This is a genomic window from Nocardia pneumoniae NBRC 100136 (genome assembly GCF_000308755.1).
GTDB classification, from domain to species: domain Bacteria; phylum Actinomycetota; class Actinomycetes; order Mycobacteriales; family Mycobacteriaceae; genus Nocardia; species Nocardia pneumoniae.
This window is the reverse complement of record NZ_BAGF01000040.1, coordinates 1-24,524: the sequence shown is the minus strand read 5'-3', so window position 1 is coordinate 24,524 and position 24,524 is coordinate 1. Positions and strand designations below refer to the sequence as shown.

General features: G+C 69.0%; 22 protein-coding genes. 12 read left to right on the top strand and 10 right to left on the bottom strand.

Annotated features, from left to right (window positions below; all coding sequences use genetic code 11):
- Positions 1 to 9: 9 nt before the first annotated feature.
- Complete coding sequence (locus ON34_RS10945; RefSeq protein WP_040777919.1) at positions 10 to 1,941, bottom strand: acyl-CoA dehydrogenase family protein; 1,932 nt, start codon at positions 1,939 to 1,941, stop codon at positions 10 to 12.
- A 100-nt stretch (positions 1,942 to 2,041) separates the two neighbouring features.
- On the opposite strand from ON34_RS10945, the gene ON34_RS10940 reads away from it, so the two are divergent.
- Genes ON34_RS10940 through ON34_RS10930 form a run of 3 tightly spaced genes read left to right on the top strand, consistent with a single transcriptional unit; the run spans position 2,042 to position 5,255 of the window.
- Entirely contained in the window at positions 2,042 to 2,695 is a 654-nt protein-coding gene (locus ON34_RS10940; protein WP_040777916.1) for a TetR/AcrR family transcriptional regulator, read from the top strand.
- Complete coding sequence (locus ON34_RS10935) at positions 2,695 to 3,627, top strand: ABC transporter ATP-binding protein (protein WP_040778365.1); 933 nt, start codon at positions 2,695 to 2,697, stop codon at positions 3,625 to 3,627. The genes ON34_RS10940 and ON34_RS10935 overlap by 1 nt, the downstream gene beginning before the upstream one ends.
- Positions 3,624 to 5,255, top strand: a complete 1,632-nt coding sequence (locus ON34_RS10930; protein WP_040777913.1) for an ABC transporter permease — start codon at positions 3,624 to 3,626, stop codon at positions 5,253 to 5,255. The genes ON34_RS10935 and ON34_RS10930 overlap by 4 nt, the downstream gene beginning before the upstream one ends.
- A 144-nt stretch (positions 5,256 to 5,399) precedes the next feature.
- On the opposite strand, the gene ON34_RS10925 is transcribed toward ON34_RS10930, so the two are convergent.
- A complete protein-coding gene (locus ON34_RS10925; RefSeq protein ID WP_040778362.1) occupies positions 5,400 to 6,254 on the bottom strand; it encodes an LLM class F420-dependent oxidoreductase in 855 nt (284 codons plus the stop codon).
- 140 nt (positions 6,255 to 6,394) lie between these two features.
- Here ON34_RS10925 and ON34_RS10920 point away from each other — a divergent pair, with 140 nt between their 5' ends.
- The 4 genes from ON34_RS10920 (at position 6,395) to ON34_RS10905 (ending at position 12,800) form a co-directional block, all read left to right on the top strand.
- Positions 6,395 to 7,915, top strand: coding sequence for a threonine/serine exporter family protein (locus ON34_RS10920; protein WP_083889305.1), 1,521 nt, complete (start codon positions 6,395 to 6,397; stop codon positions 7,913 to 7,915).
- A 106-nt stretch (positions 7,916 to 8,021) separates the two neighbouring features.
- Positions 8,022 to 8,678, top strand: a complete 657-nt coding sequence (locus ON34_RS10915) for a biliverdin-producing heme oxygenase (RefSeq protein ID WP_040777910.1) — start codon at positions 8,022 to 8,024, stop codon at positions 8,676 to 8,678.
- 71 nt (positions 8,679 to 8,749) lie between these two features.
- Complete coding sequence (locus ON34_RS10910) at positions 8,750 to 10,450, top strand: bifunctional metallophosphatase/5'-nucleotidase (protein WP_051022367.1); 1,701 nt, start codon at positions 8,750 to 8,752, stop codon at positions 10,448 to 10,450.
- A gap of 316 nt (positions 10,451 to 10,766) precedes the next feature.
- Positions 10,767 to 12,800, top strand: coding sequence for an SDR family oxidoreductase (locus ON34_RS10905; protein ID WP_040777907.1), 2,034 nt, complete (start codon positions 10,767 to 10,769; stop codon positions 12,798 to 12,800).
- 67 nt (positions 12,801 to 12,867) lie between these two features.
- Here ON34_RS10905 and ON34_RS10900 read toward each other — a convergent pair whose 3' ends face one another.
- From ON34_RS10900 to ON34_RS35960, 3 genes are all read right to left on the bottom strand, one after another.
- On the bottom strand, positions 12,868 to 13,524 hold the full coding sequence (locus ON34_RS10900) for a cutinase family protein (RefSeq protein ID WP_051022366.1): 657 nt from the start codon (positions 13,522 to 13,524) through the stop codon (positions 12,868 to 12,870).
- A 157-nt stretch (positions 13,525 to 13,681) separates the two neighbouring features.
- Positions 13,682 to 14,686 carry a zinc-binding alcohol dehydrogenase family protein gene (locus ON34_RS10895; protein ID WP_040778353.1) on the bottom strand — a complete coding sequence of 335 codons (1,005 nt, stop codon included), beginning with the start codon at positions 14,684 to 14,686 and terminating at the stop codon, positions 13,682 to 13,684.
- Positions 14,687 to 14,712: 26 nt separating this feature from the next.
- Positions 14,713 to 14,877 carry a hypothetical protein gene (locus tag ON34_RS35960; RefSeq protein WP_157172257.1) on the bottom strand — a complete coding sequence of 55 codons (165 nt, stop codon included), beginning with the start codon at positions 14,875 to 14,877 and terminating at the stop codon, positions 14,713 to 14,715.
- A gap of 248 nt (positions 14,878 to 15,125) precedes the next feature.
- Between ON34_RS35960 and ON34_RS10890 the strand changes: the two genes are divergently transcribed.
- Positions 15,126 to 15,764 carry a TetR/AcrR family transcriptional regulator gene (locus ON34_RS10890; RefSeq protein ID WP_040777900.1) on the top strand — a complete coding sequence of 213 codons (639 nt, stop codon included), beginning with the start codon at positions 15,126 to 15,128 and terminating at the stop codon, positions 15,762 to 15,764.
- Between the two features lie 2 nt (positions 15,765 to 15,766).
- Positions 15,767 to 17,452, top strand: a complete 1,686-nt coding sequence (locus ON34_RS10885) for an FAD-binding dehydrogenase (RefSeq protein WP_040778350.1) — start codon at positions 15,767 to 15,769, stop codon at positions 17,450 to 17,452.
- A gap of 7 nt (positions 17,453 to 17,459) precedes the next feature.
- Here the strand turns inward: ON34_RS10885 and ON34_RS10880 are convergent, their stop codons facing one another.
- From ON34_RS10880 to ON34_RS10870, 3 genes are all read right to left on the bottom strand, one after another.
- Positions 17,460 to 17,963 (bottom strand): RlpA-like double-psi beta-barrel domain-containing protein, encoded by a 504-nt coding sequence (locus ON34_RS10880; protein WP_040777897.1) that lies wholly within the window; start codon positions 17,961 to 17,963, stop codon positions 17,460 to 17,462.
- A gap of 293 nt (positions 17,964 to 18,256) precedes the next feature.
- On the bottom strand, positions 18,257 to 19,072 hold the full coding sequence (locus ON34_RS10875) for an IclR family transcriptional regulator (RefSeq protein ID WP_040777894.1): 816 nt from the start codon (positions 19,070 to 19,072) through the stop codon (positions 18,257 to 18,259).
- Positions 19,073 to 19,171: 99 nt separating this feature from the next.
- Positions 19,172 to 19,471 (bottom strand): three-helix bundle dimerization domain-containing protein, encoded by a 300-nt coding sequence (locus ON34_RS10870; protein ID WP_051022364.1) that lies wholly within the window; start codon positions 19,469 to 19,471, stop codon positions 19,172 to 19,174.
- A gap of 187 nt (positions 19,472 to 19,658) precedes the next feature.
- Here ON34_RS10870 and ON34_RS10865 point away from each other — a divergent pair, with 187 nt between their 5' ends.
- Both ON34_RS10865 and ON34_RS10860 read left to right on the top strand, forming a co-directional pair.
- The gene (locus ON34_RS10865; RefSeq protein ID WP_040777891.1) at positions 19,659 to 20,135 is read left to right on the top strand and encodes a nuclear transport factor 2 family protein; all 477 of its coding nucleotides are present in this window, start codon (positions 19,659 to 19,661) and stop codon (positions 20,133 to 20,135) included.
- 83 nt (positions 20,136 to 20,218) lie between these two features.
- Complete coding sequence (locus ON34_RS10860) at positions 20,219 to 21,271, top strand: aminotransferase class V-fold PLP-dependent enzyme (protein WP_040777888.1); 1,053 nt, start codon at positions 20,219 to 20,221, stop codon at positions 21,269 to 21,271.
- Positions 21,272 to 21,641: 370 nt separating this feature from the next.
- Here the strand turns inward: ON34_RS10860 and ON34_RS10855 are convergent, their stop codons facing one another.
- Both ON34_RS10855 and ON34_RS10850 read right to left on the bottom strand, forming a co-directional pair.
- On the bottom strand, positions 21,642 to 22,718 hold the full coding sequence (locus ON34_RS10855; protein ID WP_040777885.1) for an NAD(P)H-dependent amine dehydrogenase family protein: 1,077 nt from the start codon (positions 22,716 to 22,718) through the stop codon (positions 21,642 to 21,644).
- Between the two features lies 1 nt (position 22,719).
- Positions 22,720 to 23,511 carry an SDR family oxidoreductase gene (locus ON34_RS10850; RefSeq protein WP_040777882.1) on the bottom strand — a complete coding sequence of 264 codons (792 nt, stop codon included), beginning with the start codon at positions 23,509 to 23,511 and terminating at the stop codon, positions 22,720 to 22,722.
- A 94-nt stretch (positions 23,512 to 23,605) separates the two neighbouring features.
- Between ON34_RS10850 and ON34_RS10845 the strand changes: the two genes are divergently transcribed.
- Positions 23,606 to 24,484, top strand: coding sequence for a helix-turn-helix domain-containing protein (locus ON34_RS10845; protein WP_040777879.1), 879 nt, complete (start codon positions 23,606 to 23,608; stop codon positions 24,482 to 24,484).
- The last annotated feature ends 40 nt before the right edge of the window (positions 24,485 to 24,524 follow it).

The window sequence follows — 24,524 nt, the reverse complement described above, 5'->3', positions numbered from 1 at the left end:
GCCGCGTCATCAGGTCCGGTCGTACACGCTCGCGTCGTCGAGCATGGCGGCGCGCAGCATCGACTCGGGGACGCCCATGGCCTCGACCAGGGTCAGCGCGTGCGGACGCAGCCGGTCGACCAGTTCGTTCACACCGCGACGCACCGCCTTCGCCCGCTCCACCGACATGAATCGGTGCATGATGAACCAGGCCTGGTTCTCCTCGATGGTGGAGTAGACGAACAGATCGCACATGGATCCGGCGAGTTCGCGCGCGTCCGGATCGTCGATGTCCGCGATGCCCTCGATGAACGCTTCCAGCACCAAGCGGTCGATGTGCGCCGACCCCGCGGCAAGGATGTGGTCCTGGGCGTTGTTGAACGCTTCGAACGGGCGGGTGTCCTGAGCGCGGGCGCGCAGCCGGTGTGCCGCGGTCCGAACCAGGTAGTCCTCGCGGTCGGCGAACAGCTGCAGCTGCACCGCCCGGCGCGACAGGTCACCGTCGTCGACGGACTCGCCGCTGCGGTCCCGGAGGGTTTGGATCAGCTGGCGCACGCCCGATCGTTTGCGCACCACGTCACCGGCCATGGTGGCGGCGAAACGCACCCAGCCCAAGGCGTCCAGGTCGCGCACCTCGTCGGCGTAGGCGGTGAGCAGTTCCTTGGCCACCAACTGGGTGAGCACGACGTTGTCACCTTCGAAGGTGGTGAACACGTCGGTGTCGGCTTTCAGCGTGACCAGCCGGTTCTCCGTCAGATAACCCGCGCCGCCGCATGCTTCCCGGCATTCCTGGATGGCGCGGGTGGCGTGCCTGGTCTGCGCGACCTTCAGGCCCGCGGCGCGCTTCTCCAGCGCACGCTGGGCGCCCGGTTCGAGATCCTGACCCGTCTGCACCAGGTGCATCCGGCGCACCAGGTCGTTCTGCGCGAACGCGAGCGCGTACGACTTCGCCAGCAGCGGCAGCAGCCTGCGCTGATGGCTGCGGTAGTCCAGCAGCACGGTCTCCACACCGGTGTCCGGATCGGCGAATTGGCGGCGCTTCAGCGCGTAGCGCACGGCGATGCTCAGTGCGACCCGCGCACCGGCCGCGGCGGCGCCGCCGACACTGACCCGGCCGCGCACCAGCGTGCCGAGCGTGGTGAAGAACCTGCGGCTGGGGTTGTCGATCTCGGAGCTGTAGGTGCCGTCCGGTGCGACGTCGGCGTAGCGGTTGAGCAGGTTCTCCCGCGGCACCCGCACGTGATCGAAGATGATGCGCCCGTTGTCGACGCCTGGCAGGCCGCCCTTGAGGCCGTCGTCGATGGTGGTCACACCGGGCAGGTCGGCGCCGTTCTCGTCCCGGATCGGCACCAGCAGGCAGTGCACGCCATGGCTCTCGCCGTTGGTGATCAGCTGCGCGAAAACCGCTGCCATCCTGGCGTGTTCGGCCGCACCGCCGATGTAGTCCTTGCGCGCCGACGGCGTCGGCGAGTGCACCACGAACTCCTGGGTCCACGGGTCGTAGGTCGCCGTGGTCTCCAGGTTCGCGACGTCGCTGCCGTGGCCGGACTCGGTCATGGCGAAGCACCCGAGCAGGTCCAGCGAGATCAACTGCTTGATGTACTCCCGGTGCCGTTCGGTGCCGAGATTCTCCACCGCGCCGCCGAACAGGCCCCACTGCACGCCCGATTTCACCCACAGCGACAGATCCGCGTAGGCCAGCATCTCCAGCCCGACCACCGCCGCACCCGGCTCGCCGGTTCCGCCGTGCTCCCGGCGGAATCCGCGCTCGGCGAATCCCATTGTGGCGATGGCCCGCATCTGGTCGAGCACCCGCGCCCGCGCCGCCTTGTAGTCCAAGGCGGGGTCGGCGGTGAACTCATCGCCGGCCAGCAGGATTCGAGCTTCTTCCCGGACCGCCGCCCAGGGTCCGTCCAGTGCCGCGCGTAGGTGGTCCGCCGTCGTCGTCGTGCCGGTCGTCATGACTCGACGATAGCCCGGTATGCGGACCCGAAACGGTTGACGTGACAAGTCCTCGAAGGGTCTTGCTAGACACTGAACGCGTGTTTAATATACTGAACATGTGTTTAACCGACAGCCCGTTCCGCAAGGATCCGCCGAGGATCTGACCACCGCGGCTCGCATCCGCGATACCGCGATCGAGGTATTCGGCGAACACGGATTCCAGGTCGGAGTCCGCAAGATCGCCGCCGCCGCCGGTGTCTCCCCCGGATTGGTCAACCATCACTTCGGTTCCAAGGACGGCCTGCGCGCCGCCTGCGACGACCGGGTGCTGCAGCTGATCCGCGACGAGAAGATCAAGGCGATCACCGCGTCATCGGTCGCGTCGGGCATGCTCAACGCCCTCGCCGAGATCGAGTCGTACGCGCCGCTGGTGGCCTACATGGTGCGCAGTCTCCAAGCCGGTGGGCCGATGGCGGAATCGCTGTTCGATCACATGGCCGCAGACGCCGAGGTGTACCTCGAGAAGGGCGTCGAGGCGGGCACGATCAAACCGAGCCGCGACCCGGCGGCGCGCGCCAGATACCTCATGATGCTGAACGTCGGCGCGACGTTGCTCTTCATGCAAATGCGCCTCAGCCGCGGCGAAAAGATCGACTATCGCAAGGCGATTCGCGAACTCACCGAAGAACTCACTCCGCCGGCTCTGGAGTTCTACACCCAGGGCCTGCTCACCGATCCCACGATCTTGGACACGTTCACCAAGGAGAAGTGATGTCCGACATCATCGAGGTCCGCGACCTCCGCAAAACCTTCGGCCATGTCACCGCACTGGACGGACTGAACCTCACGGTCGCCGAAGGCGAGATCCACGGCTTCCTCGGCCCCAACGGCGCGGGCAAGTCCACCACCATCCGGGTGTTGCAGGGCATCCTACGGGCGACGGGAGGGCGCGCTCGGCTCTTCGGCCGTGACCCGTGGGCCGACGCCGTCGCCCTGCACCACGAATTAGCTTACGTCCCAGGCGATGTCACGCTCTGGCCGTCACTGTCCGGCGGCGAGACCATCGACCTGCTGGCCAGGATGCGCGGCGGCATCAACGAGAAGCGGCGCGCCGAGCTGATCGAGCGCTTCGACCTGGACCCCCGCAAGAAGGCACGCACCTACTCCAAGGGCAACCGCCAGAAAGTGGCCCTGATCTCCGCGCTGGCCTCCGACGTGCGGCTGCTGCTGCTCGACGAGCCCACCTCGGGTCTCGACCCGCTGATGGAGCAGGTCTTCCGTGAGTGCGTGCACGAGGCGCAGGAGCGCGGCACGACCGTCCTGCTGTCCAGCCACATCCTGTCCGAGGTGGAAGTGCTGTGTGACCGGGTGACCATCATCCGGGCCGGGCGCACGGTGGAGAGCGGCTCGCTGTCGGAGCTGCGTCATCTCTCGCGCACCTCGATCACCGCGGAATTGGTCGGCGACCCGGGCGACCTGAGCCGTATCCCGGGTGTGGAGGACATCGAGTTCGACGGCGCCACGCTGCGCTGCCAGGTCGAGGGCGAGCACCTGGGGGAGCTGATCCGGGTGCTGGGCGACACCGGCGTTCGCAGTCTCACCAGCGCGCCACCGACGCTGGAAGAGCTGTTCCTGCGGCACTACCACGTCGACGGCGACAGCGCCGAGTCCGCCACGACCACCGGGGAGAAGGTGCGAGCATGACCACCGCCATCGCCGACCGCGCCGCCGCGGCACCGGCATTCGGCGGCGCGGATTTCGCGGGGACCGCCAGGCTGCTGCGGCTGTATCTGCGGCGGGACCGGGTGGTGCTGCCGCTGTGGACGCTGCTGATCGGTCTGATGCCCGCGTTCCAGGTGGTCAGCGTCAAAGACCTGTACGCCACCCAGGCCGATCTGGACAGTTTCGCGAAGACCACGGCCGACAGTCCGGCGCTGATCGCCATGTACGGTCCGGTGTTCAGCTCCGAACTCGGCTCGATCGGCACCTGGAAAGCAGGCGCCATGTACAGCATGATCGCCATCGCCACGGTGCTCACGGTCATCCGGCACACCAGGGTCGAGGAGGAGACCGGACGCGCGGAACTGGTGGGTGCCACCAGCATCGGCCGCTTCGCCGGACTCACCGCCACCCTCCTGATGACCTACGCGGGCGCGCTACTCGCCGGAATCGCCTGCGCCTTGTCGCTGTACGCCGCCGACCTGCCCGGTGCGGGTTCGGTGGCCTTCGGGGCCGCGCTGGCGGCGTCGGGCATCGTGTGGGGCTCGATCGCCGCGGTGGCCGCTCAGGTGAGCGCGGGAGCGCGGGTGGCGCGCGGCGTCGCGTTCGGCGCGCTCGGCGCCGCGTTCGCCCTGCGGGCGGTCGGCGACGCCGGAAACGGTGTGCTGTCGTGGTTCTCGCCGATCGGGTGGTGCCTGCAGATCCGCCCGTACGCGGAGGAACGCTGGTGGGTGCTGGTCCCGCTCGGCGCCGTCGCGGTGCTGGCCACCACGGCCGCCTATGTGTTGCTCGGCAATCGCGACACCGGCTCGGGGTTGATCGCGGAACGTCCGGGACCGTCGACGGCGGCCGCGGGTCTCTCCGGTCCCCTCGGGCTGGCCTGGCGGCTGCAGCGCGGCACCCTCGTGGCGTGGACGGTCGGCTTCGCCCTGTACGGCCTGCTGATCGGCGGCGCGGTGAACAGCGTCGGCGACATGCTCGACGGCAGCGAGGCCGTCCGCGACATGGTCACCCGGATGGGCGGCTCGCAGGAGTTGCAGGAGTCGTTCATCACCTACGCGATCACGATGCTGGCCGCGGCCGCGTCGGCCTACTCGATCTCGGCGGCGCTGCGGCTGCACGACGAGGAGTCCAGCACGCGGGTCGAGTCCACCCTGTCCGGTGCGGTCGGCCGCGCCCGCTACGCGCTGAGCCACATCGGTTTCGCGCTGCTGGGTCCCGCGGCGGCACTGCTGGTGTCCGGTGCGGCGATCGGCATCGTCTACGGCGCCTCGGAAGGCGACCTCGGCGACCGACTGCCGCAGTCGATCGGCGCCGCGGCCGTGCAGTTGCCCGCGGTCTGGGTGGTCACCGGCATCGCGGTGGCCCTCTACGGTGTCGTGCCGCGATTCGCGCCGGTCGCCTGGGCCGTGCTCAGCGCCATGGTGGTGATCTTCTTCGTCGGTTCGCTGGACGGACTGCCGCAGTGGACGGTCGATCTGGTGCCGTTCGTTCATCCGCCGAAGTTGCCCGGCGCGGAGTTCCAGGCGCAGCCCGTGCTGTGGCTGCTCGGGATCGCCGCCGCTCTGCTCGCCGTCGGCATCGCCGCGTTCCGCAGGCGCGACCTGCACTGATCCGCACCACCCGTGGCCCGCGCGAATACACCTCGCGCGGGCCGCTTGCCGTGGTGGGAGTTCGTGGGCGCGTCGCAGAGGCCGCTAGGTGTACCGGGCCTCAGGTTCGTGTCGCGTCGAGAGAGCGAAAACCTCCGGGTCGCGTCAGGGGGTGTGTTCGATACCCAGCTTCCCGGCCAGTCGGGTGAGGTAGGCCCGCACGTCGTCCACCGGACGGTCCGGCAACCCGAAAACCGCTTCGGTGACCCCGGATTCGGCCCATCTCCCAAGCTGCTCGGGGTCGTGGCGACCGGCGAGCGCGACGATCTCGGGTTTGTCCGCGCGCTCCTGCTCGCGCCAGATTCGGCGCAGCAGCGCGATTTTCGTGTCCAGGTCGTCCTCGGTGGGAGTGGTGATCCATCCGTCGGCGTGCTTCGCCAGCCAGGTGAAGTTCTTCTCGGTGCCCGCCGCGCCGAGCAGCACCGGAATCCGCTTCCGCACCGGCTTCGGCCAGGACCAGCTGGCGCCGAAGGTCACGAACTCGCCGTCGAACGCGGCCTCCTCCTCGGTCCAGAGGACGCGCATGGCGTCCAAGTGCTCGCGCAGCACGGTCCTGCGCTTGCCCGCGGGCACCCCGTGATGCGCCAGTTCGTCGGTGTTCCAGCCGAATCCGACTCCCAAGCTCACCCGCCCGCCGGACAGATGGTCCAGTGAGGCGATGGTCTTGGCCAGCGTGATCGGATGGTGTTCGGCGGGCAGCGCCACGGCGGTGGACAAGCCGATGCGCTCGGTCACCGCCGCCGCCGTGCCGAGCGCGACCCACGGGTCGAGGGTGCGCAGATATCGGTCGTCGGGCAGGCTCGCGTCGCCGGTGCGCGGGTGCGCCGCCGCCCGGACCACCGGGATGTGGGTGTGCTCGGGCACATAGAACGTGTCGAAACCGGCACGCTCGGCAGCCGCGGCCGCATCCGCGGGGGTGATGCCCCGATCGCTGGTGAACAACACGATTCCGTACCGCACCGTACGCGCTCCCATCGCCGAAATTAGAACAAGTTCTACCATGGCTCGCCCGGTCCGGCCAAGGGCTCGGCCTGCACCGACACGCCCGCCTGCGAAACGCGCGGATGCCAACGACACGCCGGATGACTAGGTTCGCGTCCATGGCTACTGACGCATCCACCGGAGGCGAGGTCACCACCCACCGGGTGGATCACCTCGGCTGGCGTCGCGGGTTGCGCCTGCGGCGCGCCCGCCCGATTCCCGTTGTCAGCCAAGCCGTCGGCCTGCTGGTCGCGGACCGTCAGGCGACCGTGGACACCATCGTCACGGCACCGGCGCCGTTGCAGCCGATCGATCTCACCGACGACGCCCGGGTCGCCGAGGTCCTCGACCTGGCGGTCCGGGTCGGCGAGGTGGTGCTCGCCTCGGGCACCGGTGTGGTGGACACCACCACGGCGGTCCGTTTCATCGCCGCCACCTACGGCCTGTCCCGGTGCAGCGTCGACGTCACCTACGACGCCATCCGGATCTGGGCCGACCGCGGACCCGAGCTGCCACCGGCCAGCACCATGCGGATCGTGCACTACCGCGCCCTGGACTTCACCCGGCTCGCCGCCGTGGACCGGCTCACCCGCCGCATCCGCAACGAAGTGGTCCCACCGGACCAGGCCCGCGCCGCGCTCGACGCGATCACCTCGGCGCCGCACCCCTACCGCCGGTGGACCGCCACCGCCGCGTGGTCGCTCATGGCGGCGGCGATCGCCGCGCTGCTCGGCGGCGGCGCGGTCGTCGCCGCGGTCAGCTTCGCCACCACCGCGGCGATCGACCGCACCAACCGCGTGCTCAATCGCTACGGACTGCCGTTCTTCTTCCAGCACATGGTGGGCGGGGCGATCGCGGCGATTCCGGCGCTCGTGCTGGCCGGTCTGGCCGCGCGGCTGCGCATCGACGTCGACCCCACGCTGATCATCGCGGCGGGAATCACCGTGCTGCTCAGCGGATTGCAACTGGTCGGCGCGGTACAGGACGCGATCACCGGCGCCCCCATCACCGCGACGGCCCGCATGCTCGAGGTGATGATGATGACCGGCGGCATCATCGCGGGCATCGCGCTCACGCTGCGCATCGCCGATCTCCTCGATGTCACCGTGCCACCGGTCTACCTCACCTCCGCGCGCGACATCACCGACCTGCCGGTGAAGATCGTGGCGGGCGCCCTGGCGGCGCTGGCGTTCGCGCTCGCCTGCTACGCCGAACGCCGTGCGCTCGCCGCGGCCGCGGGCAGCGGCGCGGCGGGCACCATCTGCTTCCTGCTCGCGCAGAACGCCGGGTTCGGTCCGGTGATCTCCACCGGCGTCGCCGCGACGCTGGTCGGCCTGGCCGGTGGTCTGATGGCCCGCCGGGCGCTGACGCCCCCGCTGGTGGTCGCGGTCGCGGGCATCACCCCGCTGCTACCCGGCCTCAAGGTCTACCGCGGTCTGTCCGCATTGCTCAACGACGAACTGCTGATCGGAGCCAATCAGCTGCTCTCGGCGTTCGGCATCGGCTGCGCGCTGGCGGCGGGCGTCACCCTCGGCGAGTGGTTCGACCGCACCGTGCGCAGACCACCGATACTGCGCCGGTTCGGCTCGCTGCGGCGCCCGATCGTCCGGCGTCGCCGCCGCCCGGCGCCCACGCCGTGAGCCGCGAGGTGACTGCGCGGCCGACGCACGGCCGGTACCCTCTAATCGAGTTGGTCAGGGTCGCCGAAGTCGACAGCGGCCCCGGTCTGAGGTGAGGTGGTTCGGCATGTCGGAAGCAGTACCGTTCTCGACACAGATCCGCACCGCCACCGCGGATCAGCATGCGGAGGCGGAGAACTCGCGGTTCATGAGCGACATGCTCGGCGGAGCCCTCGGCGTCGACTCCTATCACCGCTACACCGGTCAACTCTGGTTCGTCTACCGCGCGCTGGAGCGGCGCTGGGACACCCTGGTTGACGACCCCATCGCCGGACCGTTCATCCGGCCCGAACTCGCCCGTACCGCCGAACTGGAGCGTGACCTCACCCATCTCATCGGCCCCGACTGGCGCAGCGGCCTGGAACCGCTGCCCGCGACCGCCGCCTACGCCGAGCGCATCGACGAGTGCGCCCGCGACTGGCCCGCGGGCTACATCGCCCACCACTACACCCGCTACCTCGGCGATCTGTCCGGCGGACAGGTCATCCGGGGCACCGCGGAGAAGCTGTGGAACCTGCCGCACCGCGGCGACGGCGTCCGCTTCTACGTCTTCGACGGCGTCGGCAATCCCGCGGCGTTCAAGCGGGAATACCGCGGCCTGCTCGACCGCCTGCCGCTCGACGATCTGGAGCGCCGCCGCGTGCTCGACGAGGGCAAGCGCGCCTTCGCGATGAACACCGCGATGTTCCAGGACCTGGCCGAGGAGTTCCCCGCCGCCCAATAGCCGCATTGCCCTGCGGCGCTGGTATTTCCGGCTGTCGTGCGCGGACGCGCCGGACATGGGACAGTCGTGGCATGAGAGCGCGCCGTCGCATCGCGGTGATTCTTGCCGGTCTTGTCGGTGTGGGTCTGGTCGGAGGCTGTGGCACAGCGTCCGATCCGAGCACGGGTTCCGCCTCGTCGGCGCCGCCGATCGTGCCGCTGATCTCGACGAACGATCTGCGTCCCGCGCAGCCCGACGAGGTGCATCTGTTCGGCTTCAACGACCTGCACGGAAACTTGCAGCCGCCGAGCGGGTCCGCGGGAAAGGTCGCGGGATACGACGCGGGTGGCGCGGCCTATCTCGCCACCCATCTGGCGCGACTGAAGGCCGCCTATCCGGCGAGCGTCGTGCTGGCGGCCGGAGACAACATCGGAGCGAGCCCCTTGGTTTCGGGGCTGTTCCATGACGAGCCCACGATCACCTTCCTGAACAGCGTCGGAGTGGCCGCGTCCGCGGTCGGCAATCACGAATTCGACGACGGCGCCCTGGAGTTGGCGCGGCTGCAGCAGGGCGGCTGCGCGGTGGACGGATGTTCTCCCGGCGCACCCTTCACCGGCGCGCGATTCCCGTACTTGGCCGCCAACGTCGCCGACGCCCAGGGCAACCTGCCGTCCGCGCTGCGCCCGTGGACATTGCTCGAGGTGGGCGGGCACAAGATCGGCGTGATCGGAACCGTCACGCCGGAGACGGCGCAAATCGTGCTGCCGGAGGGCATTCGGGGATACCTCTTCGGCGACCAAGCGGCCGCCGTCAACCGTTACGTGCCGGAGATGAAGGCGGCGGGCGCCGAAGCGATCGTGGCGCTGGTGCACGACGGCGGCTCCCAGCGGCCGGAGCGGGACGCGCCGTTGGACTACAACGGATGCGCGAACATCACGCCGAACGTCACCGGGCTGGCCGAGCGGGTCGACCCGGCGGTGCGCGCGGTGATCACCGGCCACAGCCATCAGCCCTACGTGTGCGTCATCGGCGGCAAGGTGGTCACCCAGGCGGCCTCGTACGGGCGGTTGATCAGCGACATCACGCTGCGTTTCGGTGCCGACGGCGTCCAGGCTTCCGCGGTCAACCGAGTGGTGTCCCGGGAAGTGACGCCGGACGATCGGACGACCGCGCTCATCGACTTCTACGCCGAGCAGGCCCGGCCGCGCGCCGGCCGAGTCGTCGGCGCGGCCGCCGACGCTCTCCCGCACGGCCCCGGCCCCGCGGGCGCCTCGCCGCTGGGCGACGTGATCGCCGACTCCATGCTGTCGGTCACCGCGGGCCCGGCCGCGGCCGTCGCCGCGTTCATGAACCCCGGCGGTGTGCGCGCCGATCTGAAGCAGGGACCGATCACCTACGGCGACATCTTCACCGTTCAACCATTCGGCAACCAGGTCGTCACGCTCACGCTGACCGGCGGCCAGATCCTGCGCCTGCTGGAACAGCAGTGGAACAATCCGGGCAAGCCGACGGTCCTGTCCACCGCCGGTCTGACCTATGCCTACTCCGACGCCGCTCCCCCGGGCGCGAAGGTGATCGCGGACAGCGTCCGCGTCGCGGGCCAGCCGCTCAACCCCGTCGCCACCTACCGCATCACCACCAACAGCTTCCTCGCCTCGGGCGGCGACGGGTTCACCGTCTTCACCGAAGGCACCGACCCCACGGCGGGCCCGACCGACGTGGACGCCTTCGAAGCCTTCCTGCGCGACAAGCCGCCGCTGCGGGCGCCGCCCGCCCGCGTCGAGAGGAAGTAGCCGAGTGGAAGTAGCCACGGCGGACGCTACCAAGTTGCTGGACACTCGACCAGAATCACGGTAACTGGAAATCTTTGTAACACATACCGTTTGACCTGCGCATACGGTGACCAGTCCCACAGGCCGAACGGGTCATGATCGCTTGCCGGTGGCCCACGCGGTCGATTACTGTTCAGTAATAAGTCAGGACGAAGGTGTTCCTACTTCGGCCCGACGGACTCTTACCGAGGGCCGGATCACAGCTCTCCGCATTCACTGCCGCATGCCGGATGACTTGTGCCCCAACATGGTTCGATTGAACGGCAGGAGAAGTGCGATGGCTACCTACATCGTGACGGGCGGAACGGGATTCCTGGGGAGGCGGGTCGTTCAAGATCTCCTGGAGCACGATTCCGAGGCGATCGTCCACGTGCTGGTGCGCGAGACGTCGCTGGCGAAATTCACCGAGGTCGCGTCCGGCTGGCACGGCGCGGAACGCGTCTACGCGCTGATCGGCGATCTCACCGCCGACGGCCTGGGTCTGGCCTGCGAAGCGCCGCGCGCCGACCACGTCATCCACCTGGGCGCCGTCTACGACATGACCGCCGACGAGGACACCGCCCACGCCGCCAACGTCACCGGCACCCGCTCGGTGCTGGCGTTGGCCCGCGAGCTGGGCGCCGTGCTGCACCACGTGTCATCCGTCGCGGTGGCGGGCGACTACAAAGGCAAGTTCTTCGAAGAGGACTTCGACCTCGGACAGCGACTGACCTCGCCGTATCACCGCACCAAGTTCGCCGCCGAGAAGCTCGTGCGCGAATCGCGCGGCGTGCGGTGGCGGGTGTACCGGCCCGCCATCATCGTGGGCGATTCCCGCACCGGCGAGATGGACAAGATCGACGGCCCGTACTACTTCTTCAGCGCCATCGCGAAGCTCGGCGCGCTGCCGTCCGACCTGCCGATGCCGCTGCCCGATCTCGGCGCGACCAATATCGTTCCGGTCGACTACGTTTCGGCCGCCATGGTGGAACTGATCCGCCGTCCCGGCCTGGACGGCCGCACCTTCCACCTGGTCAACCCGGAGCCGCAGCCGTTCAGCGAGATCTACGGCGCACTCGCCGCGGCGGCGGGCGCTCCGACCGGCATCGGCACGGTGCCGGGCAGCGGTCTGGCGCTCAGCGGGCTCGCGCACATCCCCGGTGTGCCCGCCATGCGCGATTTCCTGCTGGAGCAGTTGGGCATTCCGGCCGAGGTCGCTCCGCACACGTCGTTCTCCGCGGAGTTCATCAGCGATTCCACCCGTGCCCAGCTGCGCGCCGCCGGCCTGACCGTGCCGTCGTTCGACAGCTACGCCGAGCGTCTGTGGCAGTACTGGCGCGAGCACCTCGATCCGCAGCGCGGTCGCGTGTCGGTCAAGGGTGACCCGCTGGCCGGCCGCGTCGTGCTGATCACCGGCGCGTCCTCCGGGATCGGCCTGGCCACCGCGCACGCGGTCGCCCGGCGCGGCGCCACCGTGCTCATGGTCGCCCGAGGGCACGACGACTTGGCCGCCGCCGCCGAGGCCGTGCGCGCGGAAGGCGGTGTGGCACATACCTATCCGTGCGACATCACCGATTCCGAAGCGGTCGAGAAGCTCGTGCAGTGCGTGCTCGACGACCACGGTCACGTCGACTACCTGGTGAACAACGCGGGCCGCTCGATCCGCCGCTCGGTGCTCAACTCCACCGACCGCATGCACGATTTCGAGCGCACCATGGCGGTGAACTACTTCGGCGCCGTGCGGCTCATCCTCGGCCTGCTGCCGTCGATGCGGGCGCGCCGGTTCGGGCACGTGGTCAACATCTCCTCGATCGCGGTGCAGACCAAGGTGCCCCGGTTCGCCGCGTACGTGGCGAGCAAGTCGGCGCTGGACAACTTCAGCGAGATCGCCGCGGTCGAGAACCGGGATGCCGGAATCACCTTCACCTCGGTGCGGATGCCGCTGGTGCGCACGCCGATGATCGCGCCGACCGACCTGTACCGCTCGCTTCCGGTCCCCGACCCGGAGCAGGCCGCCGCCATCGTGATCCGCGCGCTGGAGGATCGCCCGCACCGCATCGACACGCCGGTCGGCACCTTCGCCCAAGCGGTCGAGCTGCTGATGCCGTCGGTCAAGCGGCAGATCCTGCACCAAGGCTTCCGGATGTTCGGCGAATCGCGTGCGGCACAAGGCGACCGCAAGCCCGAGTCGGCGGATGCGGCAACCGCCGCGTCGGACGACGCAGCCGACCGCAGCCCGTTGTCCGCGCTGGCCCCGGTTTTCATGCCGCTCATGGCCCTGCCCGCCCCCGCGGCGCGCGTCGCCCGCGTCGTCCCGGGGTTGCAGTGGTAGGCACGCCGTAGCGGTTGGCGGCCGCCCTTGGGCGGCCGCCAACCGCGGATTCCCCGGTTCTGCGGATTCACACCCGGGATGCGGCGAACTGCACGGCAGGCCACATCGCCCATCCGTAGTTCGTGTGCGCGGCCGGATGGATACCGCCCTCGCAGACCGGATCACCACTGGTGCAGTAGTTTCCGGTCCGCCAAGCGTAATGCTCGGGCACGCTCCAGCCGAGCAGGTGGACAGGGTCGCCGAACAGCAGCACCGCCGCCACCCGGGATTCCAGCTCCCCTGGAAGCGAGTGGATACCGCCCAGCGCGGTCACGACACCGGTGCCGAGCACCCCGTGCGCCACGACGGCCCCCTGCGAGAAGCCGACCAGGACGAACCGCTGGTCCGGACACATCGCGGCTTGCCACAGTACGTGGGCGGTCATGTCCTGGGTGCCCCGGCCGATCGACGACGGAACGAGCAGATCCGCGGGGTAGTCCACGCGGTAGGACTGCGAACTGACCGGAAGTGCTTGTTGCAGAGCGTCATAGAGCGGGTCGCCCACCACCGCACCCAGATATCCGGGTTCATGGGTGCCTCTGGCGACGACGACATCGACTGCCGCGCATGGCATCGCCCATGCGTGCAAGCCGGTCGCCGCCCCGATCCCCGCGACGAGCAGCAGCACAGCGAATGCCCTTACCACACGCCACTTTTCGAAATGAATTACCTTCCGGTTGGCCATCGTACTCACCTACACTCACGCCGTTGTGAGATAGCCGAGTGACTGTTGTCAGTGACAATTGCTCGGCTATATCCGCGAAGGTAAGAACGTCTCCGAACTCCGTCAAGGAATGCGACCCGACCGATACGGACTCAGCGCCGAATCGTGCTCTGCCCGCCTACGGAACGAGAACCGCTGCGCCCGTGAATCGTCCGTGCGCCAGATCGCTCAGCGCCCGATCGGCCATGTCCAGGGAGTACCCGTGCGTGGTCAGATGTATTCGGTGTTCACCGGCGAAAGCGAGGAATTCGCGGGCGTCGGCGCGGGTGTTGGCCGTCACCGAGCGAATCTCTCGCTCCTGGAATAGATGCCGCTGGTAGTTCAGCGGGGGGATGTCGCTGAGGTGGATGCCCGCGATGGCGAGAACCCCACCGCGATCGAGCGCCGCCAGCGCGGGCGGCACCAATTCCCCGACCGGTGCGAACAGGATCGCCGAATCCAGCTGCACCGGAGGCGGATCGGCGGCGCCTTGGACCGACGCCGCGCCGAGGGCGGTCGCGAGTTCGCGTGCGGCGGCATCGCGCGTCATCACGTGCACTTCTGCGCCACGCGCGGCGGCGACCTGAGCGGCGATATGAGCGCTGCCGCCGAAACCGTAGATCCCCAGCCGACCGCCCGGCGGCACGGACGCCCGCAGCAGTGCCCGATATCCGATGATGCCCGCGCACAGCAGCGGCGCGGTGTCGGCATCGGTGTAACCGGCGGGCAGACGCAGCGCGTACGCCGCGGGCACACAGGCGAACTCGGCGTAGCCACCGTCGGCGTCCCAGCCGGTGTAGGCCGAACGCGGGCAAAGGTTTTCGGCTCCGCGCAGGCAGAACTTGCATTCCCCGCAGGTATGCCGCAGCCAGGCGACGCCTACCCGATCCCCGACGGCGAACCCGTGCCCTTCGGTCGCCGCCCCTAGCGCGACGACTTCGGCGACGACCTCGTGCCCCGGCACCACGCCCGCACGGCGCACCGGCAGATCACCCTCGGCCACGTGCAGGTCGGTCCGGCACACTCCGCAGGCGAGCACACGGACCAGCAACTCGCCGTGCGCCGGTTCCGGAATCGGTGCGCGCTCCGCGTCCAACGGCCCTGCATCGATCGGACCGGGACTGCGCACCCGCCAGCAGCGCATCTCGGCAGCACCGCCACGAAACTCGCTCATGCCTGCCCCTCGCCAGCGCTCGCCTCCGCCACGAGCGAACGCTCGGCTGTGTCCATCGTCAGCTCGCCGCCCTCACTCATGCCCCCACCCCACCGACGCCCGGCTCCAGCACGAGCCAAGTACTGGCCCGTGTCCATCGTCAGCTCGCTGCCCTCACTCATGCCCCCACCTCGCCGCGCTCGACTCCGCCAGGAGCAAGTACTCGGCTGTGCTGATCGTTCGCTCGCTCATCGTCGGATCACCTCCCACGATCGGCTCCACCGGACCGGGCATCCGACCAGGCCGGACGCATCGGACTCACCCTACTCGGCGATTTCGGCCCCACCCCGTAAGCAGTTCTGATACGTTTCCGTATCGAATACATTTGTGTATCTGGTGGCCGGATTCCGGTGATCCGAGGAGGTGCCCGATGACATCCGATGCCGTGCGGGCCGCGCCCGTCCGGGTCACCCGCCGACGCGCGGAGACCAGGAACCGGCTGCTCACCGCCGCCTACGAGGCCTTCGCCGAGGAGGGATTCGGCCGCGCCACCGTGGAGCGGGTCTGCGAGCGCGCCGGTTTCACCCGCGGCGCGTTCTACTCCAACTTCAGCTCGCTGGACGAGCTGTTCCTGGCCATGTGGGAGGAACGCTCGACGGCGATGCTCGCCCAAGCGAGCGCCATCCTCGACGAGATCGCGGCGGACGGCACCGACGACGTCCGCACCGCCGTCGAACGACTGGAACGAGCGGTCCCGATCGACGACGGCTGGTACCGGATCACCGCCGAGTTCACCGCGCACGCCCTGCGCACGCCCGCACTGCGCCGGGTGATGGCCGCGCGCGAGGAGGCGATCGTCGCGGCGCTCATGCCGACGATCGTCGCGGCGCTCGCGCGCGGCGGCCGTACCGTGCCGGACCCGGACGCGTTCGGCCAGGCACTGATCGCCGTCCACGACGGCACCAGCGTGCAGGTGCTGCTGGAGCCGGACAATCGCGTCGCGCGGGAGCGGCGCACCGAACTCTTCCACCACGTCGTGCTGGCCTACAGCACCGCAACCGAAGGATGAACATGTCCCACAGCAGTCGCGATGTGGCGCCGGAGGCGGATGTCCTCGTCGTCGGCGCCGGGCTGGCCGGCCTGGTCGCCACCTACGAACTGGTCCGGGCGGGCCGCACCGTGCACGTGCTCGACCAGGAGAACCGCAACAATCTCGGTGGTCAGGCGTTCTGGTCGCTGGGCGGGCTGTTCTTCGTCGACAGTCCCGAGCAGCGGCGGCTGGGCATCAAGGATTCCTACGATCTCGCCCTGCAGGATTGGCTCGGCTCGGCCGGGTTCGACCGCGACGACGAGGATCACTGGGCCAGGCAGTGGGCGCAGGCCTACGTGCGCTTCGCCGCCACCGAGAAGCGGGACTACCTGCGTGAGCTCGGTCTGCGCGTGACGCCGCTGGTGGGCTGGGCCGAACGCGGCAGTGGGCTCGCCGACGGGCACGGCAATTCGGTGCCGCGCTTCCACCTGACCTGGGGTACCGGCCCCGAAGTGGTCCGGGTCTTCGCCGAGCCGGTGCTGGAGGCCGAGCACCGCGGGCTGGTCCGGTTCAGCTTCCGCCACCAGGTGGACGAGCTCATCGTGGCCGACGGCGCGGTGGTCGGCGTGCGCGGCACCGTGCTGGAGGACACCGATCTGGAGCGCGGCCGCGCCTCGTCACGGAACAAGGTGGGCGAGTTCGAGTTCCGCGCGAAGGCCGTGATCGTGGCCTCCGGCGGCATCGGTCACAATCACGAGCTGATCCGGCGCAACTGGCCCACCGAGCGGCTCGGCCCGTGCCCGGAGACGCTGATCTCCGGCGTCCCCGCCCATGTCGACGGGCGGATGCTCGGCATCACCGAGGCGGCGGGCGGCGCCATCGTCAACCGGGACCGGATGTGGCACTACACCGAGGGCATCGTCAACTGGAACCCGATCTGGCCAGACCACGCCATCCGGATCATCCCGGGCCCGTCCTCGATGTGGTTCGACGCGAACGGAAAGCGCCTGCCCCCACCGTGTTTCCCCGGATTCGACACCACCACCACGATGAAGGAGATCCTGAAGTCCGGCTACGACTACTCCTGGTTCGTGCTGACCCAGTCGATCATCGAGAAGGAGTTCGCGCTCTCGGGCTCCGAGCAGAACCCGGACATCACCGGCAAAAGCCTGAAGCTCACGCTCCAGAGCCGAGTCGCCAAAGGGGCGCCTGGCCCCGTGGAGGCGTTCAAACAGCACGGTGTGGACTTCGTCGTCGCGGACACGTTGCGCGAGCTGGTCGACGGCATGAACAAGATCGCACGCGGACCCCAGCTGGACTACGACGACCTGGAACGCCAGATCGTCGCCCGCGACCGGGAACTGGCCAACAAGTACACCAAGGACAGCCAGCTGACGGCGATCGCCAACGCGCGCCGGTACATCGGGGACAAGGCGGGCCGGGTGGCCAAACCACACCGGATCCTCGATCCAGCCGCCGGTCCGCTGATCGCCGTGCGGCTGAACATTCTCACCCGCAAAACCCTGGGCGGCTTGCAGACCGATCTGGATTCGCAGGTGATCAAGCCGGACGGCACCGCATTCCCCGGCCTCTACGCCGTGGGTGAGGTCGCCGGGTTCGGCGGCGGCGGTGTGCACGGTTACAACGCGCTGGAGGGCACCTTCCTCGGCGGGTGCATCTTCTCCGGCCGCGCCGCCGGGCGTGCGCTGGCCGCGAAACTCGCCTGAGGCCGGATCATCTCCTGCCGTTCTCGGTGCCGCCGATCAGAACGGCGAACCAGGAGGCGGACAGGTCCGGCGCCACCTCGTAGGTCAGGTCCGGCGCCGGTTGGTTGTCGCGCACCAATCGGTACCGGACTCGGACCACACCGTCGAACGAATCGGCGATGTGCACGAAGGTCTGCGCGCTCGGATTCGTTTGTCCCGCAGTATATTCCGGGCAACCGCCGACGACGAGCGCGGGCACGTGCCCAGCCTGGAGGCCGAGATACGCGCCACACTGGTCGGCACGGCCGTCATCCGCCGGCACGACGGCATGGGCGTGGTCCGTCGGCAGCTCCCGGAGCGAACACGACACCGACCGGCCGAACTCGTCGTGCAGTGCCTCGCCGGACACCACCGGCGCGAAAGTGACGGCGACTACCGGCAATCGCGACGTCGAAGCCGCCTCGTGGTTGGCACCGCACGCGGGCGCCGACGGCCGCGCCAGCCAGACCACCGCGGCGACGGTGCCCAGCACGCCTGCCGCGAACCATAGCCATTCGGATCGGAATGGTCGCTGTTGGATCGGTACCCGGTGCATCGCTCCCCGACTCCGGCTCACCTACTCGCGGACTGTCCATCCTGACTTCTCCAGGAAAGCAGTCCCGCTATCCGCACACACCGCGAACGAAAATTCTTCACTGTGAAAGACACGCCGTTCAGCAAGCGACAGGCAAAATTCGAGCATTCCACCCGCACCGCATCGCTGTCGATCGGAAATGATTCGACGGCAGAACCTCTGGCCGCACGAGCGGGCCCGGCCCGAGAACCCTAACGCCAGCGCACATGCCGGGGAAACAGCGAGCGGCCCGCTTCGTGAGCCACCTCGACCAGCAGCCGGGCCAGCCGCGCGGTATCCAACGTCGCCCGGTCGCCGCCGATCTGACCCGACAGCGACACCGCCGCCACGGCCGCCACGGCCGCACCGCGCCCCCGAATCGGCACGGCCACGCACGCGATACCCGGAACCGACTCCTCGTTGTCCACCGCGACACCCTGCCGGTTGCGGATGCGGCCGAGCTCGCGGTGCAGTTCGGCCCGGTCGGCGAGGGTGCGCGCGGTCAGCTGCGGGAGGCGGTCGCGGAAGGACGCCTCCACGATGCTCGGTTCCAGCGTGGCCAGCAGCGCTTTGCCCAGTGCCGTACTGTGCGCGGGCATCCGGCCGCCGAGCCGTGTGGGCACGGTCGCGGCGAACCGGCCGACCTTGTCCAGGTACAGCACCTCGGGTCCGTCCAAGACGCCGAGGTGACCCACCATGCCGGTCTGCTGACTCAGATCGTGCAGCATCGGACTCACCACATCACGGATCTCGTTGTGGTCGGCGGCAAGCCCGCCCAGTTCGAGCGTGCGCACGCCGAGCCGATAACCGCCGGGTGCGTGCGCCAGCCAGCGCAACCGGATCAGTTGGTCCAAGATGCGGTGCACCGTGGACCGCGGCAGCCCGGTGCGCTCGGCGAGTCCCACGAGGGTGAGCGTCGGCGTCGCGCCGTCGAAAGCGTCCAGTATCAGCGTCATCCGCTCGATCATCGATACCGGCGGCTGGCCGGTCCTGGCCTGGACCTGTCCGGTCATCACCTCGACCGCCATAACCAACCTCCACACGCGCTCGCGTAGAGCTTAGAAGTAATCGCCTCGCGCAGGGGCGATTCGGCGGATCATTTCGACGAGCCGCCAGCGATCGGGCGGCTACGTCCCATTCGCCGGTGCGGGTGGCCGACCTGCCCGGGACTGGCCGGATTCGCGCGAGGATTCCGCAAGATCGACCAGCCACTCGCGGGTGTACCGCTCGGCGAGCAGCGGCAAATAGTTCCTGACGGTGGCGTGATCGGCGAAATGGTCGTACGACGAGTGCAGATGATCCTCGATCGCCGCTTCGCTGACCACGCCGTCGAATTCGTCCTCCAAGCGCTCGGCGGCCGCTTTCAGGGCGAGGTCCTGGTCGATGGGTTCCTGGTGTGCGTCGTTGCCGGCGGGACGGTCGGTCATCACGATTCCCCTGTTGTGACGAGGTCGGCTCCATGGGTGCTCTCGTGGCCGCACGAGGGCGCCCGTGATCCGGGTACCCGATCATGCCGGTTCGACACCGGCCAGCCGCACTCCGCGACACTCCGGCCGACGCCGCGCAATAGAACGCGTTCTTGTCTGACGCGGCGGCGCGTGCCACGCTCGACGGATGGATCTCGACGTCATCGAAGCCGTCCGCCAGCTGAAGTACCGCTACTTCCGCACCCTGGATCTCAAGAAGTGGGATGAGTTCGCCGACACCCTCGCCGCCGACGCGACCGGACGCTACGGCACCCACGCCATGGGCCGGCCGTTGCACCTGGACGGCCGTGACGCCATCACCGCGTTCATGCGGGAGAATCTCGGACCCTCGGTCGTCACGGTGCACGTCGCCAACCATCCGGAGATCCGTGTCGACGGCGAGACGGCCAGGGGTTCATGGGCTTTCGAGGACACCGTGATCGCCACCGAGTACGGCGTGCTGATCCGGGGAGCCGGGTACTACACCGACACCTACCGCCGGGACGCCGACGGCCAGTGGCGTATCACCTCGACCGCGTACGAGCGCATCTACGAATCCATGCAGGCACTGTCGGACACACCGAGCTTCCAGTTGCTGTCCAACATGTGGGCGTCCGAGAAATAGCGGGTGCGCCGGGACCGGAAAACGGTCCACTATCCCGGCGGTGGCGCTGGACGGTACCACCCAGCCGGGCGGATGCTGCGGAGATGTCCTCTCTAGCGCCTGACGAGTACACGCTCGAAACCACCTACCTCAACACGGCCTCCTACGGTCTGCCCTCCGCCCGAGCGCTGGCCGCGGTGCGCGACGCCAGCGCCAGCTGGGCCACGGGCCGCGGCGGGCCGGGATCGTCGCTGGATCTCCTGGTGCCCGACCTGCGGGCCGGGTTCGCCCGCCTGCTCGACGGCGCGACCCTCGACGACATCGCGCTCGGCGGCGGTGTCGCGGGCCTGATCGCGCCGGTGGCCGCGGCACTGCCGGCAGGGGCGGAGGTGCTGTTGCCGGAAGGCGAATTCTCTTCGGTCTCCATGCCTTTCGTGTATCGCGGCGATCTCGCAGTGCGGTTCGTTCCGTTGCCGGAGCTGGCCGCGCAGGTGCGACCGGAGACCGCGCTGGTCGCGGTGAGCGTGGTCCAGTCCGCGGACGGCCGCGTCACCGACCTGGCGGAGTTGCGCGCGGCCACCCGGGCGAGCGGCGCGCGGCTGCTGGTGGACGCCACGCAGGCCGCGGGCTGGCTGCCGCTACGGTTCGCCGACGCGGATTATTGGGTCTGCGCCAGCTTCAAATGGTTGATCGGTGCGCGCAGCGTCGCGTTCTTCGCCACGGCGCCCGAGTTCGTCACCGAGCTGCGGCCGGTCGGGTCCAGCTGGTACGCCGCCGAGGACCGCTGGGCCGAGCTCTACCGTCCGGTCGCGTTGCCTCCCACGGCACGACGCTTCGACGCGACCCCGGACTGGCTCGGCGTCATCGCCGCGCTGGCGGGACTGTCGCTGATCGAGGAACTCACCGTCGACAAGATCGGCGCGCACAACCTGGAGCTGGCCGACCGATTCCGCGACGGGCTGCGTGAACTCGGCTTCCAACCTGTCGCGGCGCGCTCCGCCATCGTCTCCGTGCCCGGCGCCGCGGACGCGGCGGCCCGGCTGGCGGAGGCGAATGTCATCGCCGCGGCGCGGGCAGGTGGGGTGCGGTTCGCCTGCCACCTCTACAACAGCATCGAGGATATCGACCGGGCGCTGTCGGCATTGCGCGCCGGGTAGGTGGAACGGACGCCATCCACGTCGCGGCCTGGGAGGACGAACCACACCGCCCGCCCCCGACGGCAGCGCGGTGGTCACCACCGTCGAGGCGGGCACTTCGCGCCATCCGCGCGTCACACAACGGGAGCCAGCCGCCTGGCACGCAGGGAGAGACCAGCCAGGGCTATCCGGGAAGCGGGTGCCTCCACGCCGGGCAAGTCCACCCGCCGCCCGCATTGCGCACCTGGCCAGGATGACCAATACAGGTCCGCGTTGTGCGCCTTCCCTGTTCACCTGGCACCGTCCGCGCGGTGGCCAGGCTCGCCCGATGGATGATGTATGCCCAGGCGGACGGAGGATCTGGATCGTTGATCGATCGGACCCATGCGGTTCAACGGCTCGGGCGGTCCGCCGGTGCGGTGATCAATGGCAGGTCCAGCGCGGTAAGAATCCCGGGCGGTGCCGCGATTACGGCGGGAACGGCGTTGACGATGCGCATGCCGGTGGCTACCAGCGTCGCGTAGTTGTGGTCGCCGTTGCGGCTCGAGGCGACCAGGTCCATCGCGTAGCTGGGCTCGCCGGTGATCTCGACCCGGTAGGAGCCTTCGGGATGCGCGGGCTGCGGCCAGTCCGGGCACAGGTCCGGCCGCAGGCGGGTCACGTGTTCCAGCACCGTGACGGGCACGTCGCCGACCATGCCGCGCACTTCGAAACGCAAGGCGGCGGCGGTGCCTTCGGCGATATGCCCGGTCGCGATGTCGAACGACGCCGGAGCCGGGATCCGCTCATAGGTCTCGGTGACGGCGTCGAGGGTGACGCCGATTCCCGCGGCCAACTGGCGGACGGTGCCGCCCCAGGCCAGCGACAGCACGCCGGGTTGCAGCAGCATCGGGATGTCGTCGACGGACTTGCCGAAGCCCATGATGTCGAACATGACCTCGCGATTGTCGTAGCTGGCGTAATCCACGATCTCCAGGCAACGCACCTGGTCGATACGCAGACACGTCCCGGCGAGCGCGAGCGGAAGCAGGTCATTGGCGAACCCCGGATCGATGCCGTTGACCCACAGCGACGAATTCCCTTGCGCGGCAGCCTCCTGCACTGGCTTCAGCAGTTCGTCCGGGAGCACCCCATAGGGATACTGGAAGAACACCGGGGCACAGGCGACGACGTTGATTCCCGCGGCGAGAATGCGCTGCAGATCCTGCACGGCCTCGAACAGCCGGTTGTCGGTCATCGAGCAGTAGACGACGCAGTCCGGCCGCGACGCGAGCAAGGTCTCGGCATCGGTCGTCGCGGTGACGCCGACCGAATGGTCGAGTCCCGCAAGCGTTCCCGCGTCCATACCGTCCTTGGCCGGACCGGACACCCATACGCCCGTCAGTTCCAGGTCGGGGTGGGCGATGACGCCCGCCAAGGCATGCCTGCCGACATTGCCGGTGCCCCAGTGCACTACGCGATATGTCATGTCACAGATCCGGAATGGGGAGATCGAGGTTCGGGATGATCAAGCCGCCGTCGGGCTCGAGAATCTTGCCCGTGAGGTACTTCCCCGCGGGGGAAACCAGGTAGAGCGCGGCCGCGGCGATGTCGTCGGGTTCGCCGATGCGGTGCAGCGGCGTCTTGGATTCCAGCTCGGTCCGCATCGCGTCGTTGCCCGCGACGATCTCCAGCGCCGAGGTCAGGATCGCGCCGGGCGCTATCGCGTTCACCCGGATACGCGGGTTCAGGTCGAGCGCGGCGAGCTTGGTGTAGTGGGCAAGGGCCGCCTTGGCGGTGCCGTACGCGGCGAAGGCTCGTCCGGGTAGGCGCCCCATGGTGGAGGTGATGTTCAGAATCGAACCTCCTCCAGCGGTTTCCAGCATCCGCGGCACCGCGGCGCGAACCAGAGCATGCGCATTGGTGACGTTGAAATCGAACGCCTCGGTCAGCGCCTCGGGCGTCGTGTCGAGCAGCGGGCACGGCAGCGCACCACCCACGTTGTTCACCACGATGTCCAGGCGGCCGAAGCGTTCGACCGCCGTCGCCGCGAGCGCCGCCGTGGCGTCGATGTCGCTCAGGTCCGCGGGCACCACGTGCGCCTGCCGCCCGGCGGCGGCAACGCGCTCGGCGACCTCGTCGAGCTGGCTCTTGGTCCGCGCGGCGATGACAACGTCCGCACCCGCCTCCGCGAACGCGACGGCGATCGCCGCGCCGAGGCCGCGGCCCCCGCCGGTGACGACGGCGACCTGTCCGTCGATCCGGAACCGATCCAGAATCATCCGGGCTCCCTCTGGTGTCGAATATTCGACAGTCTGTAATCTAATATTCGTCATCGTAAGCTGCTCGCGCGAGTTGGGACAAGAGGTTGCGCACATGCCTGATCGCTCCGCATCGCCGCCGACACGGCGAGTCATCGACATCGTGTCGCTGCTGGCGACCTCCGGTGAGCCGATCAGCGTCGCGGGCATCGCCGAGCGGCTCGGCATCGCCAGGGCGACCGCCACCGCGATCCTGGTCGAGTTGGACGAAGCCGGTTGGGTAGTGCGCGATCCCGCTCGTGGCTACGGCATCGGACCCGCGCTGGCGGGATTGCACGGCGCGGCGCTGCCCCACGGCGTCGGCGACATCCTCGGCGCGCTGGCCGCTCGCACCGGGTATGGCGCGACGTTCAGCCGCATCGAACCCGATCGGCTCACCGTGCTCGATGTACGGCATGGTTCCGACCGTGTGGTTCCCGGAATTCCGGTGGGACACCGTATTCCGCTGCAGTTCCCGGCCGGGGCGAGTGTGATGCCGTGGCGTTCGGCGAGCGAGCAGAACACCTGGTTGGGCACCGCGACCGAAACGGATCGGCGCATCGCCGGTGCGCTGCTGGCGCTGGTTCGTGAGCGCGGCGTGGCGGTGTTCCGGCCTCGCGCCGACGACGCGGGCATGGTCGACTTGCTCGCCGATCTGCTCGGCGCGGTGGGATCCGAACTGTTGCGACCACACCTGCGTACTCGCGCTCTTCGGCAGCTCGCGACGCTCACGTCACGGCCGTTCAGCCGGGCAGAGCTGGATTCGGATGAGGTACTGCCGCTGAGTTATCTCGCGGCGCCGGCCTTCGATGCGAACGGCAATGCGGCGTATGAGGTTCAGCTCGGACCATTGCGTACGGCGACGACTCGACGCGAACGGAATGATTTCATCGAGGCGACTCGTGCGACGGCACGCGAATTGACGGCCGCGCTGACTGCGGGTCGACACGGGTGAACGGGGATCAGTGGACGCGACCGCGTCAGAAACTCCCGCG

Bases quoted from the DNA above. Each gene is read 5' to 3' on its own strand.
- ON34_RS10945 (WP_040777919.1), bottom strand. From the start codon at position 1,941: ATGACGACCGGCACGACGACGACGGCGGACCACCTACGCGCGGCACTG.
- ON34_RS10935 (WP_040778365.1), top strand. From the start codon at position 2,695: ATGTCCGACATCATCGAGGTCCGCGACCTCCGCAAAACCTTCGGCCAT.
- ON34_RS10930 (WP_040777913.1), top strand. From the start codon at position 3,624: ATGACCACCGCCATCGCCGACCGCGCCGCCGCGGCACCGGCATTCGGC.
- ON34_RS10920 (WP_083889305.1), top strand. From the start codon at position 6,395: ATGGCTACTGACGCATCCACCGGAGGCGAGGTCACCACCCACCGGGTG.
- ON34_RS10915 (WP_040777910.1), top strand. From the start codon at position 8,022: ATGTCGGAAGCAGTACCGTTCTCGACACAGATCCGCACCGCCACCGCG.
- ON34_RS10910 (WP_051022367.1), top strand. From the start codon at position 8,750: ATGAGAGCGCGCCGTCGCATCGCGGTGATTCTTGCCGGTCTTGTCGGT.
- ON34_RS10905 (WP_040777907.1), top strand. From the start codon at position 10,767: ATGGCTACCTACATCGTGACGGGCGGAACGGGATTCCTGGGGAGGCGG.
- ON34_RS10900 (WP_051022366.1), bottom strand. From the start codon at position 13,524: ATGGCCAACCGGAAGGTAATTCATTTCGAAAAGTGGCGTGTGGTAAGG.
- ON34_RS10895 (WP_040778353.1), bottom strand. From the start codon at position 14,686: ATGCGCTGCTGGCGGGTGCGCAGTCCCGGTCCGATCGATGCAGGGCCG.
- ON34_RS35960 (WP_157172257.1), bottom strand. From the start codon at position 14,877: ATGAGTGAGGGCAGCGAGCTGACGATGGACACGGGCCAGTACTTGGCT.
- ON34_RS10890 (WP_040777900.1), top strand. From the start codon at position 15,126: ATGACATCCGATGCCGTGCGGGCCGCGCCCGTCCGGGTCACCCGCCGA.
- ON34_RS10885 (WP_040778350.1), top strand. From the start codon at position 15,767: ATGTCCCACAGCAGTCGCGATGTGGCGCCGGAGGCGGATGTCCTCGTC.
- ON34_RS10875 (WP_040777894.1), bottom strand. From the start codon at position 19,072: ATGGCGGTCGAGGTGATGACCGGACAGGTCCAGGCCAGGACCGGCCAG.
- ON34_RS10870 (WP_051022364.1), bottom strand. From the start codon at position 19,471: ATGACCGACCGTCCCGCCGGCAACGACGCACACCAGGAACCCATCGAC.
- ON34_RS10865 (WP_040777891.1), top strand. From the start codon at position 19,659: ATGGATCTCGACGTCATCGAAGCCGTCCGCCAGCTGAAGTACCGCTAC.
- ON34_RS10860 (WP_040777888.1), top strand. From the start codon at position 20,219: ATGTCCTCTCTAGCGCCTGACGAGTACACGCTCGAAACCACCTACCTC.
- ON34_RS10855 (WP_040777885.1), bottom strand. From the start codon at position 22,718: ATGACATATCGCGTAGTGCACTGGGGCACCGGCAATGTCGGCAGGCAT.
- ON34_RS10850 (WP_040777882.1), bottom strand. From the start codon at position 23,511: ATGATTCTGGATCGGTTCCGGATCGACGGACAGGTCGCCGTCGTCACC.
- ON34_RS10845 (WP_040777879.1), top strand. From the start codon at position 23,606: ATGCCTGATCGCTCCGCATCGCCGCCGACACGGCGAGTCATCGACATC.